The organism is Alteriqipengyuania lutimaris, from assembly GCF_003363135.1.
GTDB classification, from domain to species: Bacteria; Pseudomonadota; Alphaproteobacteria; order Sphingomonadales; family Sphingomonadaceae; genus Alteriqipengyuania; species Alteriqipengyuania lutimaris.
In genome coordinates this window covers 396,385-411,933 of record NZ_QRBB01000002.1, presented here as the reverse complement: position 1 = coordinate 411,933, position 15,549 = coordinate 396,385, and the positions used below count along the sequence as shown (strand labels likewise).

Sequence of the window (15,549 nt, the reverse complement as noted above, 5' to 3'; positions counted from 1 at the left end):
CGCAATCATTTACCGATTGCAATGCTCTTGGGGAAAATTTCTTTCCATTATTGGGACAATATCGATCAACCGGCTGAAAGATCGAGTGCGAAGGTAATCGCATCCATCCGCGCCCCGTCGTCGAGCCGGTAATACTCTTTGCGTCGCCCGATCGGGTGGAAGCCGTGATTTTCGTAAACAGAACGTGCCGGATTGTTCTCTCGCATCTCTAGGAACAGGCGATCGGCCCCGCGCAGCCTTGCCGCAGCGGCGAGGGTCCTCAGAAGCTTTGCCCCCAGTCCGCGGCGGCGCATCGCAGGCTCGATCGCGATCAGAAGAATTTCCTCCTCGCCCGGCGCGGCGCGCACGATGGCGAAGCCGACCGCATCCTCGGGCGCGCGAGGCGCGCCGCCCTCGGCATCGATCAGCGTGGCATGCGTGTTGGCGAAGGCGATGGCCGATGCGACCTGCGACCGGGTCCAGGCCTCGCCCCATTGCGGATCGAAGGCGCTGTCCATCAGCCGCATGATCGCGTCGAGCACGTCCTCGTTCATGCCGACTTGCCCGTCGCGGCGCCGCTTGGCTTCGCATCTGGCGCCCGCCCGTAGATCGGCGCCGTATCGTCCGACAGCGCTGCCGCCGGGAGCGAGAGGAACGCGCGCGCGTCGCTATACAGGGGAAGCGCGGTGCCCGCGCCCGCCAGCTCGACGAAATCTTCCGCCCGCGTTCCCGCCACCACATTGTTCCTGAAGCTGTCGACCGCCTGCCGGGGCGGCAGCGAGACGGCGTCCGCGATTGCCAAGCCGTCACCATCGAAGGCCTGCACGAACCATTCGCCATGACCGCCTTCCATCGCAACGGTGAGCGCCTGCCCGCCCGACCGGCTGCGCGCCATCGCCGCGACGAGCGCCATCGTCGAATAGCCTTGCAGCTGTGCGCGCCATGCGAGCGCAAGACTGCGCGCCACCGCAAGCCCGATGCGCACGCCGGTAAAGCTTCCGGGACCACGCGCGACCGCGATCCGGCCCGCCCGCCCGCGCTCTGACAGCTCGGCGATCATCGGCACCAGGCGTTCGGCATGGCCGCGCCCGAGCACTTCGAAAGTGCCCGAATGCAGCTCAGGCCCGCCGAACAGCGCCACCGAACAGGCGGCGGTGGCGCAGTCGATCGCAAGTGTTCGTTGAGCTGTTATCGCTGGCCCCCTTGAGCGCGTCCGAAAAAACCGGACCCGCGTTGCCACGCTGCAGTGCGAAAGCGCAAGCAGGCCAAGCGGTTTTTTAGGGTCAGTTTTTCAGTGCGGTTTCGAAGGGCCGGGCTGTCACTCGATGCGGTTGAACTTGTCGAAGTCGGGCCGCGGGCTGCGATCGAAGATCGATTCGACGTCGCCATAGCCGATCGAGCAGATCCAGTCCGCGCGGTATTGCGGCTGGTCGGCGAAGAAGTCCTCGGTCACCGCGTCGAGATCGACGCCCGACATAGGCCCGCAATCGAGCCCGATCGCGCGCGCCGCGAGCATCAGGTAGGCGCCCTGCAATGCCGAATTGCGCTTGGCCTGCGTGATCCGGCCCTCGACGTCGCCTTCGAACCAGCTCTTGGCATCGGTGTGCGGGAACAGCCATGGCAGTTCTTCGTGGAAATCGATGTCGTAGCCGATGATGACGCACACGGGCGCGGTTTTGATCTTGTCCTTGTTGGCGTCCATCGCGTGCTTCGCGAGGCGGTCCTTCGCGTCCTGCGACTTGCACCACACGAAGCGTGCCGACTGCTGGTTGGCCGAAGTCGGCCCCATCTTGGTGAGGTCGTAGATGCGCCGGACCTGATCCTCGGTCACGTCCTTGTCGAGCCAGGCATTGTAGCTCCGCGCTTCGAGGAACAGCTGTTCGAGCGCCTCGTGCGACAGGTCGTGTCCGTGGAATTGTTTGGTCATGGGCGGGTCGGGCCTTCTTTATCGTGATGAATTTCGGGGCTGCAGCGCGGCATCAGGTCGCGCGAACCTCAACGACTTCGGGCACGTAATGTTTCAGCAGGCCCTCGATCCCGTGCTTGAGCGTGGCCGTGGCCGAGGGGCAGCCGTCGCATGCGCCCTGCAGCTGCAGGTGCACGATCCCGTCGCGGTAGCCGCGATAGGCGATGTCGCCGCCGTCGCCCGCAACCGCGGGGCGGATGCGCGTTTCCAGCAGCTCCTTGATCTGGTCCACGATCTCCGCGTTGGCGGGATCGTCCTCGACTACCAGCGTGTCTTCCGCAGGCACCGCAATGCCTGCCGCGCTGCCGCCGTGGAACAGCGGCGCCTCGGACACGAAATGGTCGAGCAGCACCGCGACCACCTGCGGTTTCAGGTCGGTCCACTGCGCGCCCTGGTCCTTGGTGACCGAAACGAAATCGTGGCCGAAGAACACGCCCGTCACTTCGCCCGTGTCGAACAGCGCCTGCGCCAGCGGGCTCGCCTCGGCATCCTCGGGGCTCGCGAAGTCGCGCGTGCCCTGCGGCATGACCTGCCGCTGGGGGAGGAACTTGAGCGTGGCGGGATTGGGCGTTGTTTCGGTCTCTATGTACATGCCTTGCGATGTAGGTGCGCGGCGGGAACGCGGCAAGCGGTCGCTCGTCTTACTTGTCTGCGCACCATTGCGGGGCATGGCCGGGACACCATCTTTGCTATTCACCCGACCTTCACTTCTTGCCCCCCTATAGGCGGTCTCATGCATCGATTCCTGTCCGCGCCATCGTCCGCGCTACGCCGTTCCGCCCTGCTTCTTGCGTTCCTGGCGGCAGCCTGTGCGACCCCGGACGGCGCGAACGAGAGCGTCCCCGCAACGACGCAGGCCGCGCCCGAAGAGCATGGTGCCGCGCAGTCCGTCGCGAATGCCGCCCAGTCGAATTCCACGCCCCCACAGGCAGCGGCTCCCGCCTCGCTCCAGCCCGTCGACGAAACCCCGTGGCTGTACGAAGGGAGCAATATCCCGATCGACCGCGAGTGGCGCTTCGGCGTGCTCGACAACGGCCTGCGCTATGCGACGCGCGACAACGGCGTGCCGCCGGGCCAGGTCTCGATCCGGATCCGCATCGATGCCGGTTCGCTGCACGAGGAGGATGCCGAGCGGGGCTATGCCCACCTGCTGGAGCACCTGCTGTTCCGCCAGTCGCGCTATCTCGATGTCGGCGAGACGATCCCGACGTGGCAGCGGCTCGGGGCGACCTTCGGCAATGATACCAATGCGGTGACGAGCGCGACCAGCACGGTCTACCAGCTCGACCTGCCCGAGGCCGATCCGGCCAAGCTGGACGAGGCGTTCCGCCTGCTGTCGGGCATGGTCCAGGCGCCGGTGATCAACCAGACCAACGTCGCCGCCGAAGTCCCGATAGTGCTCGCCGAAAAGCGCGAACGTGGCGGGCCGGGAGAGCGCGTGGCGACCGAGAGCCGCGACACCTTCTTCAAGGGCCAGCGCCTCGCCGTGCGCCCCCCGATCGGCACCGAAGAGACGCTCGGCGCGGCAACGGCCGAGGCGGTGCAGGACTTCTACAATCGCTGGTATCGCCCGCAGGAAACGGTGATCGCGGTCGCCGGCGATGCCGATCCGGTCGAACTCGCGCGGCTGATCGAGCGCTATTTCGGCGACTGGAACGTCGAAGGCGAAGTCTCGGACGAACCCGATTTCGGCGACCCGCAGGCCCCGGCGGGCACGAACCCCGACAATCCGGTGGGCGAGACGAGCGTGCTGGTCGAACCCGACCTGCCGCGATCGCTAACCTATGGCGTAATGCGCAAGTGGGAGCCGGTGCAGGATACGATTTCCTACAACGAAGGCCTGTTGATGGACGCGCTCGCCCAGTCGCTGATCAACCGGCGGCTCGAAGCGCGTGCACGCGGCGGCGGCGACTATCTGTATGCACAGGTCGAACAGGAAGACGTCAGCCGCAGCACCGACGCGACCTTCGTCAGCTTCGCGCCGCTGACCGAGGACTGGCAGGCTGCGCTGGGCGATGTGCGCGCGGTGATCGCGGATGCGACCACCACGCCGCCGACGCCGGAGGAATTGCAGCGCGAGATCGACGAATTCGAGGTGGCCTTCGTCGCCGGGGTCGAGGAAGCCGCGGTCGAACCGGGCTCGCAGCTCGCCAACACGCTGATCGGCGCAATCGATATCCGCGAGACGGTCGCTTCCGCCCAGACCGTGCTCAACATCTTCCGCGGCATGCGGGAACGGGTGACGCCCGAGGCGATGCTCGAACGCACGCAGGCGCTGTTCGATGGCGAAGTGATCCGCGGCGTCTACGTCACACCGCAGGAAGGCGAAGCCACCGCGCAGGGCCTTCGCGACGCGCTGCTCGCTCCGGTCGAGGCCGACGGATCGGCGCGCATCGCCGCCAGCACCGTCGATTTCGCTTCGCTGCCGCAGATCGGCACGCCGGGCGAAGTTGCCTCCGCGCGGCCGCTTGGAGTGCTCGAGATCGAGCGGGTCGAGCTTGCCAATGGGGTGACCGCGCTGCTGTGGCCCAATGATGCCGAACCGGGCCGGGTGGCGGTGAACGTGCATTTCGGTGCAGGCATTCGCGCTTTCGAGGATGCGCAAGCCGCCTACATCATGCTGGGCGAATCCGCGCTGATCAGTTCGGGTCTCGCCGGGCTCGACCAGGAGGATCTCGACCGGCTGGCCACGGGCCGTAAGCTCGGCTTCAATTTCTCGGTCGGCCTGTCGGACTTCACCTTCTCCGCCGACACGCGCGCTGCGGATCTTGGCGACCAGCTTTACCTCTTCGCGGCCAAGCTCGCGCTGCCCGAATGGGACGCGCGGCCGATTGCGCGGGCGAAGGCCGGGGCTCGTATCGCCTACGATACCTATGCCACCAGCCCCGCGGGCCTGCTCAACCGCGATCTCGAGACGCTGATCCGCGGCGGCGACCCGCGCTTCGCCACGCCGAGCCCGGAGATGATCGAGGGCACCAGCGCCGAGGAGTTCCGCGAGGTGTGGGAGCCGCTGCTGAAGGCGGGCGAGATCGAAGTGATGATCTTCGGCGATTTCGAACGCGACGCCGCGATCGAGGCGCTGCGGACCAGCTTCGGCGCCTTGCCGCCGCGTGCGCCCGTCGACCCCGCCACGCTCGCTCCGCGTCCCGAAGCGCCCGAAGCCGGGGCGCGCGAGGTGCTGACCCATCGCGGCGACGACAATCAGGCGGCGGCCGTGCTCGCATGGCCGATCGGCAGCGGGACGCAGGCGATCTCCGAAGGACGCCAGCTCGAAATCCTCGGCCAGATCGTGATGAACCGCCTGTTCGACGAGATGCGCGAACGCGCCGGGGCAAGCTACGCCCCGCAGGTCCGGGTCGACTGGCCGGTCGACGATGTCGGCGGGGGCACCCTGATCGCGCTCGCCCAGCTGCGCCCCGACGACGTGACCGCGTTCTATGCCGCATCGGAAGAGATCGTCGCCGATCTTGCCGCCAACGGTCCGACTGCCGACGAGGTCGGCCGGGTGACCGAGCCGCTGCGCCAGCAGATTTTGCGCGCGACGACCGGCAACGGTTTCTGGATGTGGCAGCTGCGCGGGGCCACCCGCGATGCCGACCGTCTGCGCGCGATCGTATCGCTGCTCGACGATTACTCGCAGACCACGCCCGAACGGATGCAGGCGCTGGCCGCGAAGTATCTCGCCAGCCGCGAACCGCTCGAAATCGCGATCGTGCCCGAAGGGTCCGATCTGGCACGGTGAGGATTTTGCGAAGGCAGATCGACAGGTGGTAAAGTACAAATAGGGTTGCGTGCACGCAGCGCTCTTGCCAGTCGTTCGGCTTACGCGAACACATCGATCAAAAAGAGCATAGTGACATGGCTTCCGACTGGAGCCCCGATAGCTGGACGAATTTCGAGGCGAAGCATCTGCCCGCCTACGAGGATGCTGCGGCGCTGGCACGTGCGGAGAGCGAGCTTGGCGCGTGCCCTCCGCTGGTCTTCGCGGGCGAATCCGACGCGCTGAAGGGCGAGCTGGCGCGGGTCCAGGCGGGCAAGGCCTTCCTGCTCCAGGGCGGGGATTGCGCGGAAAGCTTCGCCGAGTTCGCACCCGAGAACATTCGCGACACCTTCCGCGTGATCCTGCAGATGGCGGTGGTGCTGACCTTCGCCGGATCGCTGCCGGTGGTGAAGGTCGGCCGCATGGCAGGCCAGTTCGCCAAGCCACGTTCGAGCGAGACCGAAACGCAGGGCGACGTGACGCTGCCCAGCTATTTCGGCGACAATGTCAACGGGATCGAGTTCACACCGGAATCGCGCCGCAACGATCCGCAGCGCATGGTGCGCGCCTATTACCAGGCATCCTCCACATTGAACCTGCTGCGCGCCTATGCCGGGGGCGGCTATGCCAACCTGCGGCAGGTGCATGACTGGACCCTCGATTTCATGGGCCGCAGCCCGTGGTCGGAGAAATTCCTCTCGATGGCGGACCGGATTACCGAAGCGCTCGACTTCATGGCCGCCTGCGGGATCGATCCGGGCGAACTGCCGCAATTGCAGGGGACCAATTTCTACACCAGCCACGAGGCGCTGCTGCTGCCCTACGAACAGGCGATGACCCGGCGCGATCCGGGCAACGGGCAGTGGTACGATTCCAGCGCGCACATGGTCTGGATCGGCGACCGCACGCGTTTCGAAGGCAGCGCGCATGTCGAATTCATGCGCGGCATCCGCAATCCGATCGGCGTGAAATGCGGCCCCAGCCTCGATCCCGACGTGCTGCTGAAATTGCTCGATACGCTCAACCCGGCGCGCGAGAGCGGGCGGATTGTGCTGATCACGCGCTTCGGGCATGACAAGGTGGAGGCGCACCTGCCCAAGCTGATCCGCGCCGTGCAGCGCGAAGGGCACCCGGTGGTGTGGTCGAGCGACCCGATGCACGGCAACGTGGTCAAGTCCGACAGCGGCTACAAGACCAGGCCCTTCGACCGGATCAAGGCCGAGCTGGCGGCGGTCTTCGCGGTCCATCGCGCGGAGGGGAGCTATGCCGGCGGTGTCCATCTGGAGATGACCGGGCAGAACGTGACCGAATGCGTCGGCGGCGCGGTGGCGATCACAGATGCCGAGCTTTCGAGCCGTTACCACACGCATTGCGACCCGCGCCTCAATGCGGCGCAGGCGCTCGAACTGGCCTTCGCGATTGCCGAAATGCTGCAGCCGGAGGCTGCTCGCGCCGCCGCAGCGGCGTAGGTCCTCTCCGAGGCCACGGCCCGCTCACCTGCTGCTTTAGGCCATACAAATGGCAATTCGGGAAACCGGGCTTCCCTTCGGTTGTTCAATTCCCCAAGGTGGGTCAGGATTGCTCGCCCGGTAGGAGAGGATCCGTGGCCCGACCGCAAACGAAAGTGGCAGTACCCCGCACCGAAGCGGAGGACGGCTCGCTCGCAGAACGCTTCCATGCAACGCGCGCGCTGAGCGAGGCGCTGTGCGCGCCGCTTAGCGAAAGCGACGCGACCATCCAGTCGATGGAAGACGCCTCGCCCGCCAAGTGGCATCTGGCGCACACCACGTGGTTCTGGGAAAGCTTCCTGCTGCGCGACCACCTCGACGGATACGCGCTCTACGACGAGCGCTGGCCGTTTCTGTTCAATTCCTACTACGAGTGCGAGGGCGAGCGGATCGGGCGCTTTTCGCGCGGCATGCTCTCGCGTCCGACCGTTGAGGACCTTCTCGGCTGGCGGGCACACGTAACCGAAGCGATGGGCGCGCTGCTCGATGATTCCGAACTCGCCCCGCTGATCGAGCTGGGCGTCGCGCACGAACAGCAGCACCAGGAGCTTCTGCTGACCGACATCAAGCATGCGCTGTTCCAGAACCCGCTCGGCCCCGCGATGTTCGATGCTCCGCTGCCTGCGGCCACCGCGTGCGAACGCGGCTGGACCGAGCATCCCGGCGGGATCGGCGCGGTCGGGCACAAGGGAGGCGGCTTTGCGTTCGATTGCGAAGGTCCCCGCCACCGCGTCCTGCTCGAACCCTTCGCGCTTGCCGATAGCCTGATCACCAATGCCGAGTGGGACATCTTCATCGCCGATGGCGGGTATCGGAACGCCGCATTCTGGCTCTCCGACGGATGGGCATGGGTCAACGACAATGGCGTGCGCGCACCGCTTTATTGGCGCGATGATGAGCAGTTCACCCTCGCCGGATGGCAGCCGCGCGACCCGCACGCGCCGGTGACGCATATTTCCTATTTTGAGGCCGACGCCTTCGCCAGCTGGGCGGCAGAACAGGGCGGGGCATGGGACAGGGCGCGCCTGCCGACCGAATTCGAATGGGAAGCGGTCGCTCGCGGACAGCACGCCGAAGACGCGCCCGCGCACGACCCTGCCGCGGGCAACCAGCTCGATGCGGCAGGGCCGGTGCATCCGGTCGGCTCGGCGGGACTGTTCGGCGATTGCTGGCAGTTCACCCGCAGCGCCTACCTGCCTTTTCCGCGCTTCCAGCCCGCTGCCGGCGCGGTCGGCGAATATAACGGCAAGTTCATGAGTGGACAGTTCGTGCTGAAGGGCGCGAGCTGCGCCACCCCGCGCGGTCATTCGCGCGCATCCTACCGCAATTTCTTCTACCCCCACCAGCGCTGGCAGTTCACCGGCCTGCGCCTCGCAAAGGATATCTGATGCGCGACACGACAGGCCTGCAACTGGTCGACCGCGACGAGACGGGGGTCGACCGGGCCTTTCGTGCCGATGTGCTCTCCGGCATGCGCGAGGGGCAGAAGGCGATACCCGCGCGCTGGCTCTACGACGATGCGGGATCGCAGCTCTACGAGGACATCACGCAGGTCCCCGAATATTACCCAGCCCGTGCAGAGACGGAAATCCTGAAATCGCGCGGCGCCGAATTCGCGCAGGCGATCGGCAAGGGACGTGCGGTGGTCGAATTCGGCAGCGGCTCTTCGGTCAAGACGCCTGCCCTTCTCAGCGCGATCGATCCCGCGGCCTACGTCCCGCTCGACATTGCGGGCGATTTCCTGCGCGCGGCGGCCGCCGACCTGTCGGCCAAGTTCCCCGGCCTGCCGGTCTACCCGGTGGAGGCCGATTTCATGCGCCGGGTCGAATTGCCCGCCGAAGTCGCGGACATTCCCAAGCTCGGCTTCTTCCCCGGCGGCACGCTGGGCAACATGGTCGCGCGCACCGCGACCGACCTGCTGCGCACCATGCGCGAGACGCTGGGCGAGGGATCGATGCTGCTCGTCGGCATGGACCTGATCAAGGACACCGCCGTGCTCGAGGCCGCATACGACGACGCGGGACGGGTGACGGCCGAGTTCAACCTCAACCTGGCACGGCGGATCAACCGCGAGCTGGGCGGGACCATACAAGTCGACAAGCTGGAGCATTCCGCGCGCTGGAACGACCGTTTCGCGCGGGTAGAGATGCATCTGGTGGCGACCGAGGACATCGCGTTCGAAATCGCGGGCGAGGAATTCTCCATGGCCGCAGGCGAAACGATCCATACCGAAAACAGCCACAAGTTCGACCGCCGCAGCGCGGACAAGCAGTTGCTCGCGGGCGAATGGACTCCGGTGGCGCGCTGGCTCGACAGCGAGGAGCGCTTCAGCGTCGTGCTCGCCGAGGCGAGTGTGCCGCGCAGCGCGCCCTGATTGCCTCAATCACCTTATTCCCGCTCGTCCTGACCTTGTCGAAGGACCGTCCTGTTTCTTCAGGCAGTGCGATGCTTCGACAACCTCAGCATGAGCGGATGGTGAAGGCGAAGTTCGAAAATCTCCGGCTCTACGCAAGCCATTTCCATTCATGGAATAGAGACCCGCTGCGCTCTATATAGGCACGCATGGACCTGAAGCCCGTATTCGACCAACTGGCCGCGACCATCGCCAGCATCCCGCAGTCTGGGCTCCTGATCATCGCGGTCGCCGCGCTGGTGCTCGGCTGGCTGGGGGGCACGATGGCGCGGCGCGACATCTTCGTGGGCCGGATGCTGAGCACGGGGAGCACGCTGGTGCTGTGCGGCGTGCTGGTGCTGATCGTGCTGCAGCTCGCGCGGCTCGACCCGCGCTTCGATGTGGCGATGTCCGGTGTCGGGCTGCCCGAACAAAGCGTGGTGGGCGGCGAGACGCGCGTGGAGCTCGCGCCTGACGGGCACTACTGGCTCAATGCGGAGGTCAACGGCGTGCCCGCGCGCTTCCTCGTCGATACCGGCGCGACGCTGACCGCGATTTCCGAATCGACCGCGCAGGCGGCGGGGCTGGAGCCGCGGACCGATCGCCTGCCGGTGATGATGACCACCGCCAACGGGACGATCTCGGTCGGCACCACCACGGTGGAAGAGCTGCGCTTCGGCAATGTCGCGGCCTTCGGCCTCGACGCGGTGATCGCGCCCAATATCGGCGAGACCAACGTGATCGGGATGAACCTGCTCAGCCGCTTGTCGCAATGGCGGGTGGAGCAGGGCACGCTGATCCTGGTGCCCAATAATCCGCAAATGCAGGAAGTGGGCACCACCGGCACGCCCGGAGCGTAGGCTGCGGTCCGTGCGCCGTGGCACAGGGTTCACAATAACTTCCGCTCTTCGCCAGCCTGTGATAATCGCGCCGCCTCAAGTCCGGTTGCGAGTGGTGGCGCGAAGGACGTTGCTTCAGGATTAGCGCGCACGACGATGCCTCACGCCGTATTCGATCTCGACCAGCTAGCCTCCGCTCCCGTGCTCGATCAGCTCGCCGAAGGCGTGATCGTGGCCGACGCGAAAGGCGCCATCCGCTACGTCAACAATGCCGCGCGCGAGATGCACGGCGTAGCCGACCTGCATGTCGAGCCCGAGAACTACTCGGAACGCTACCACCTGTTCACCGTCGACGGGCAACCTCACCCGTTCGAAGACCTCGCGCTCGCCCGCGCGGTTCGGGGCGAGGAGGTGTTCGACGCGCCGTGGATCATCCGCCGCCCCGACGGCAGCGAGGTATGGGCGGTGGGCAGCGCCAAGCCGCTGCGCGACGAGGACGGGGCGCAGATCGGCGCGGTCCTCACCATCCGCGACGTGACCGACACGATGCAGGCGCGCAATGAACTGCGCGAAAGCGAAGAAACCGTGCGCGCCTTCTTCGAAACCGCGGGCGTCTATACCGCCGTGATCGACGTCGAGGAGGACGATTTCCGGCTCGTCATGGGCAATCAGCGCATGGCTTCGGCCTTCGGGCTCGACACGCTGTGCGGCCAGTCGGGCCGTGCGGTACTGGGGGATCGCTACGCCGACTGGATCATAGAAGGGTTCCACAAGGCGCAGGCGAGCCAGGAGCCGACGATCGTCGAATATCCGTGGAAGGCCGACGGGCTCGACCGTTGGTTCGTCGCCACGATCACGCCGATGCGCAATTCGAACAAGCGCGTGTTCCTCGCCTCGCTCGACATTACCTCGCGCAAGCAGATCGAGCGCGATCTCGAAACCGCGCTCGAAACCAAGGATGCGCTGCTTCACGAGGTCAATCACCGGGTCAAGAACAGCCTCCAGATCATTACCTCGCTGCTCAAGCTGCAGGAACGGATGGGCGACGAGGTGCTGGCGGGCCACCTGCGCGAGGCGCGCAGCCGCGTGGAAACCGTCGCCCGCGTGCACGAGCGGCTCTACGACACCAGCGCGCACGACCGGGTGGAGATCGTCGGCTATCTCGAAGACCTGCTGACCAATGTGGTCGCCTCGATCGGGGCGGACGACGATGCGGTACGCTACCGCTTCGTGCACGAGGGCGAGCGGGTGGAACTGGGCGTGGAATATTCGGTCCCGCTGGCGCTGATCGTGGTCGAAATGGCGATCAATTCCGCCAAATACGCCTTTCCCGACGGCGCGCAGGGCACGGTGACGCTGAGCACGCAGGTCGAGGGCGACCATCTCACGCTGACCATCGGCGACGACGGCGTGGGCTTCGATTCGGCGGTGCGTTCCGAGGGCAGCACGGGGCTCGGCATGCGGATCGTGCAGGCGCTATCGGCCCAGCTGCATGCCGATGGCGGCTACGTGCCCACCGGTGCTGGTGGAGGCGGGGGAACCGCCTTCCGGCTGGTCATGCCGCTGCCCCGGCGCGAGGAAGCCAGCGCCTGACGCGCGCCTAGCCCCTCGCCAAGGGGCGCCGGTTTCGGGTAGGGCCTGCGGTCCGACGCGGCAGCAGAGCGCGGCAGGGAGCAAGGGCAGCATGACGACCGGCATTCTCGCGATCGACCAGGGCACCACCTCGACCCGGGCGATTATCTTCGACCAGGCGATGAAGGTCGTGGCGACCAGCCAGTGCGAGCTGCGCCAGATCTATCCGCATAGCGGCTGGGTCGAGCACGATGCCGAGGAAATCTGGCAGGCGACGCAGCAGACCACGCGCGCCGCCATTGCCGAGGCGGCGGCGGAGGGCGTGAGCGTGAAAGCGCTCGGCATCACCAACCAGCGCGAGACCGTGGTCGTGTGGGACCGCGCCACCGGAAAGCCGATCCATAATGCCATCGTCTGGCAGGATCGCCGCACCGCGCCCCAGTGCAAGGCGCTGGCGCAGCAGGGCGCCGAGGCGCTGATCGCGGAGCGGACGGGGCTGCTGCTCGATCCCTATTTCTCCGCCACCAAGATCGGCTGGCTGCTCGACAATGTAGACGGCGCGCGCGAGGCGGCCCCGGCGGGCAAGCTCGCCTGCGGCACGATCGACAGCTTCCTCCTGTGGCACCTGACGCAAGGCCGCGTCCATGCGACCGACGTCACCAACGCCTCGCGCACCAGCCTCTACAATATCGAAACGCTGCAATGGGACGACGAGCTGCTCGACCTGTTCGGCGTGCCGCGCGCCATGCTGCCGGAGGTCCGCGATTGCGATGCCGATTTCGGCGAGACCCGCATCGAGGGCTGCGATGCGCCGATCCCCGTGCGCGGCATCGCAGGCGACCAGCAGGCGGCGCTGATCGGCCAGCAATGCTTCGCGCCGGGCGAGGCCAAGTCGACCTACGGCACGGGCGGGTTCATCCTGCTCAACACGGGCGAGGAGATCGTGCGCTCGGACCACCGGCTGATCTCGACCATCGCCTACCGGCTGCGCGGCAAGGTGGCCTATGCGCTCGAAGGGTCGATCTTCATCGCGGGCGCGGGCGTACAGTGGCTGCGCGACAATCTGGCGCTGATGGACGATGCGGCCGAGAGCGAGGCGATGGCGCGCGGGCTGGAGCATGGCACCGACGTCTATTTCGTGCCCGCGCTGACGGGCCTGGGCGCGCCGCACTGGCTGCCCGATGCGCGCGGCGCCATCTTCGGCCTGTCGCGTGCGACGGGGCCCGAACAGATCGCCGCCGCCATGCTCGAAGCGGTCGGCTTCCAGACCGCCGACCTGACGCAGGCGATGGCGAGCGACGGGATCGCGGCCGCCACCATGCGCGTCGACGGCGGCATGGTTCACAACGACTGGATGTGCCAGTTCCTCGCCGACATCCTCGACCTGACGATCGAGCGTCCTGCCAATCTCGAGACCACCGCCGTCGGCGCGGCCTTCGTCGCCGGCCGCGCGCTCGATATCCTGCCCGAAGACATCGACCTTCGCCAAGGCGAGGGGGAGGATGGCGGAGAGGGCGCGCGCTTCACCTCGCAGATGGACGCCGCGATCCGCGCGCGCAAACTGGCCGCGTGGCACAAGGCGGTCGAGGCGACCAAGGCCTTCGCCAGCGGCGCCTGACCCGGCGTATCGCGCAGAGCAGCCCGTTGCCGCGCCGCGATCGTGATCCGGCATTTCTGTCGGGCGTGCGCAGCGGCAGGCCGTGGGCTACCTCACGGTGCCGGGGAATTCCGTTTGCCCACGGTCACGCCTTCCAGTCTCAGGCCTTCGTCGGGCAGAACGATCCCGAAGGTCGCCGCAAATTCCTGCGCCCTGTCGCCAAAGAAACGGCCGGCTAGGCTTCCTTCGGCGGAGCCGAACATCGCTTCGAACGTGGCGGTGAAACTGTCGATACTGCCGGCAAAGTCGAAACTGCCGAAATCGCGCGTGGCACCGTTCAGATCGGTCGCCACGGGTGCGAGCGAGCCCGTGAGGTTCATCGACCCGAAATCCACCCGCATGGTCGACGAACCGCGCAGCGGTGAGAGGACCTGCGTGCCGTCGGTCACATCGCCGAACAGCGCGCCGGTGTAGCTCGCCGTGCCGGTCTGCGGCAGCTGATCGGCCGGAGTGGACTTGCCGAAGGCGGTATAGGTCAGTTGCTGATCGACCAGATCGCCCGCAGTATCGGTGATCGTTTCCAGCGTGCGGGCGAAGCTGGTGTAAGACAGCGTGATGCCCTGCGTGCTGCCATCGAACAGCCCGATTTCATAGGTTGCCGCGCCGTCTGCGCGTGGGATCGTGAGACCATAGGCGATGAGGTCCTGCCCGTCATCTGCAGGCCTGCGATCGTTCGGGCCGAACGCGGCAGAGATCGCATACGGCAAGAAATAGGTTCCGGTGTCGGCATCGTAGACGATGTCCCTGCCGATTGACGCTTCGGAGAAATTCGGATCCGGATCGGGCAGATCGACCACCCGGCGCACGGTCTCGAGCCGGTTGCTTCCGGTGAGGTTCGCAAGCGTGTCGGTTTCGGCGACGTCGGGCACCTCGTAGCCGGTGAAGGCAAGGCTGTAGAACAGGTTGCTGGCATCGCCGATCATGGTTCCGCCGAGTTCGGTCGCCCCGGGGCCATAGAACTTTCCACCAAGCGTTCCGGTAAAGGTGCCTGACGAGCCGGTGGTCGCAGTGAACGTGCCGTTGGTGAACAGGCCGTCGGAACCGATCAGCGCGCTTGCGCTGATCGTGCTGGAGCCATCGAGCGATGAAAGCGGGCGCCCGTCGAACTTGAAGTCGGCTGTGGTGCCTCGAAGATCGATCCGTCCATTGCCGAAATCGACCAGAGCCGCGCCGTCGCCAAACATCACGAGCGCCACGTCCGATATCGACGACCCGCGCGTGCCGCTGAATTGCAGCGCATAGGCGGCAGTGCCGGTCGTCGGGATGTCGCCCGGCGCACTCGGCACGCCGAACACGAAATCGACGAAGCGGTGCGTCACATCGTTGCTCGCGGGATCGCCGTCGATCTGGAGCAGCTGCCCCAGCTTCACGAACTGGGGATCGCTGTACCAAGCGAGACGCTGACCGAACATCAGATCGAGCCGGCTCTGCTTATCGGTCGCGAGGCGGTCGTAACGGGTGAGATTGCCGGCCCGAATCACTGCCTCGCTGGCGGCGAAGGTGAAGTCCTCGCCATCGACCGAAAGGCGAATTGCTCCGTCCGTCGAATCATTGTCGATGCTGGCATCGAGGATTTCGGCCTTTGCGCCGGCCTGCTGCTGACCGTCCACGAACCGGACCGTCGTCGAGGCAGCAATCGCCTCGTACCCCGTGCTGCCGATCGGCGCGGTAACCGCGCCGCTGGGCGGCGGCGGGGGAGGCGGGGTAGGTGTCGGAGCCGGTGCTGGAGTGGGCGTAGGTGTCGGCGCCGGTGTGGGCGTCGGAGCAGGGGCCGGCGTCGGAGAAGGCGCAGGTGACGGAGCCGGGGTTGGAGCAGGCGTCGGTGCGGGTGCCGGGGAACCAACGGGCGGCGGCGGACTGGTAACCGGGGGCGATC

General features: G+C 66.5%; 12 protein-coding genes. 7 read left to right on the top strand and 5 right to left on the bottom strand.

Going from position 1 to position 15,549, the window contains the following annotated elements; all coding sequences use genetic code 11:
• Positions 1-65: 65 nt before the first annotated feature.
• The 4 genes from DL238_RS15270 to DL238_RS15255 all read right to left on the bottom strand — a co-directional run bounded on the left by DL238_RS15270 (position 66) and on the right by DL238_RS15255 (position 2,537).
• Positions 66-533 carry a GNAT family N-acetyltransferase gene (locus DL238_RS15270; protein WP_115493288.1) on the bottom strand — a complete coding sequence of 156 codons (468 nt, stop codon included), beginning with the start codon at positions 531-533 and terminating at the stop codon, positions 66-68.
• Entirely contained in the window at positions 530-1,171 is a 642-nt protein-coding gene (tsaB, locus tag DL238_RS15265) for a tRNA (adenosine(37)-N6)-threonylcarbamoyltransferase complex dimerization subunit type 1 TsaB (RefSeq protein WP_115493406.1), read from the bottom strand. Before tsaB ends, DL238_RS15270 begins: the two co-directional genes overlap by 4 nt.
• A 126-nt stretch (positions 1,172-1,297) precedes the next feature.
• Positions 1,298-1,906, bottom strand: coding sequence for a malonic semialdehyde reductase (locus tag DL238_RS15260; protein ID WP_115493287.1), 609 nt, complete (start codon positions 1,904-1,906; stop codon positions 1,298-1,300).
• A 52-nt stretch (positions 1,907-1,958) separates the two neighbouring features.
• Positions 1,959-2,537, bottom strand: coding sequence for a NifU family protein (locus tag DL238_RS15255; RefSeq protein ID WP_115493286.1), 579 nt, complete (start codon positions 2,535-2,537; stop codon positions 1,959-1,961).
• 141 nt (positions 2,538-2,678) lie between these two features.
• On the opposite strand from DL238_RS15255, the gene DL238_RS15250 reads away from it, so the two are divergent.
• The 7 genes from DL238_RS15250 to glpK all read left to right on the top strand — a co-directional run bounded on the left by DL238_RS15250 (position 2,679) and on the right by glpK (position 13,634).
• Complete coding sequence (locus DL238_RS15250; protein ID WP_234031135.1) at positions 2,679-5,687, top strand: M16 family metallopeptidase; 3,009 nt, start codon at positions 2,679-2,681, stop codon at positions 5,685-5,687.
• 116 nt (positions 5,688-5,803) lie between these two features.
• Positions 5,804-7,174, top strand: coding sequence for a class II 3-deoxy-7-phosphoheptulonate synthase (locus DL238_RS15245; protein WP_115493285.1), 1,371 nt, complete (start codon positions 5,804-5,806; stop codon positions 7,172-7,174).
• Positions 7,175-7,308: 134 nt separating this feature from the next.
• Entirely contained in the window at positions 7,309-8,601 is a 1,293-nt protein-coding gene (egtB, locus tag DL238_RS15240; RefSeq protein WP_407640856.1) for an ergothioneine biosynthesis protein EgtB, read from the top strand.
• Complete coding sequence (egtD, locus tag DL238_RS15235) at positions 8,601-9,587, top strand: L-histidine N(alpha)-methyltransferase (RefSeq protein ID WP_115493283.1); 987 nt, start codon at positions 8,601-8,603, stop codon at positions 9,585-9,587. The genes egtB and egtD overlap by 1 nt, the downstream gene beginning before the upstream one ends.
• 188 nt (positions 9,588-9,775) lie before the next feature.
• Positions 9,776-10,465, top strand: a complete 690-nt coding sequence (locus tag DL238_RS15230) for a retropepsin-like aspartic protease family protein (RefSeq protein WP_115493282.1) — start codon at positions 9,776-9,778, stop codon at positions 10,463-10,465.
• A gap of 135 nt (positions 10,466-10,600) precedes the next feature.
• On the top strand, positions 10,601-12,037 hold the full coding sequence (locus DL238_RS15225) for a sensor histidine kinase (protein WP_115493281.1): 1,437 nt from the start codon (positions 10,601-10,603) through the stop codon (positions 12,035-12,037).
• 91 nt (positions 12,038-12,128) lie between these two features.
• Entirely contained in the window at positions 12,129-13,634 is a 1,506-nt protein-coding gene (glpK, locus tag DL238_RS15220; protein WP_115493280.1) for a glycerol kinase GlpK, read from the top strand.
• Positions 13,635-13,726: 92 nt separating this feature from the next.
• Here glpK and DL238_RS15215 read toward each other — a convergent pair whose 3' ends face one another.
• Positions 13,727-15,283, bottom strand: coding sequence for a transferrin-binding protein-like solute binding protein (locus DL238_RS15215; protein ID WP_181883978.1), 1,557 nt, complete (start codon positions 15,281-15,283; stop codon positions 13,727-13,729).
• Positions 15,284-15,549 lie beyond the last annotated feature (266 nt).

Bases quoted from the DNA above. Each gene is read 5' to 3' on its own strand.
- egtD (WP_115493283.1), top strand. From the start codon at position 8,601: ATGCGCGACACGACAGGCCTGCAACTGGTCGACCGCGACGAGACGGGG.
- glpK (WP_115493280.1), top strand. From the start codon at position 12,129: ATGACGACCGGCATTCTCGCGATCGACCAGGGCACCACCTCGACCCGG.
- DL238_RS15245 (WP_115493285.1), top strand. From the start codon at position 5,804: ATGGCTTCCGACTGGAGCCCCGATAGCTGGACGAATTTCGAGGCGAAG.
- DL238_RS15270 (WP_115493288.1), bottom strand. From the start codon at position 533: ATGAACGAGGACGTGCTCGACGCGATCATGCGGCTGATGGACAGCGCC.
- DL238_RS15230 (WP_115493282.1), top strand. From the start codon at position 9,776: ATGGACCTGAAGCCCGTATTCGACCAACTGGCCGCGACCATCGCCAGC.
- DL238_RS15250 (WP_234031135.1), top strand. From the start codon at position 2,679: ATGCATCGATTCCTGTCCGCGCCATCGTCCGCGCTACGCCGTTCCGCC.
- DL238_RS15225 (WP_115493281.1), top strand. From the start codon at position 10,601: ATGCCTCACGCCGTATTCGATCTCGACCAGCTAGCCTCCGCTCCCGTG.
- DL238_RS15260 (WP_115493287.1), bottom strand. From the start codon at position 1,906: ATGACCAAACAATTCCACGGACACGACCTGTCGCACGAGGCGCTCGAA.
- DL238_RS15255 (WP_115493286.1), bottom strand. From the start codon at position 2,537: ATGTACATAGAGACCGAAACAACGCCCAATCCCGCCACGCTCAAGTTC.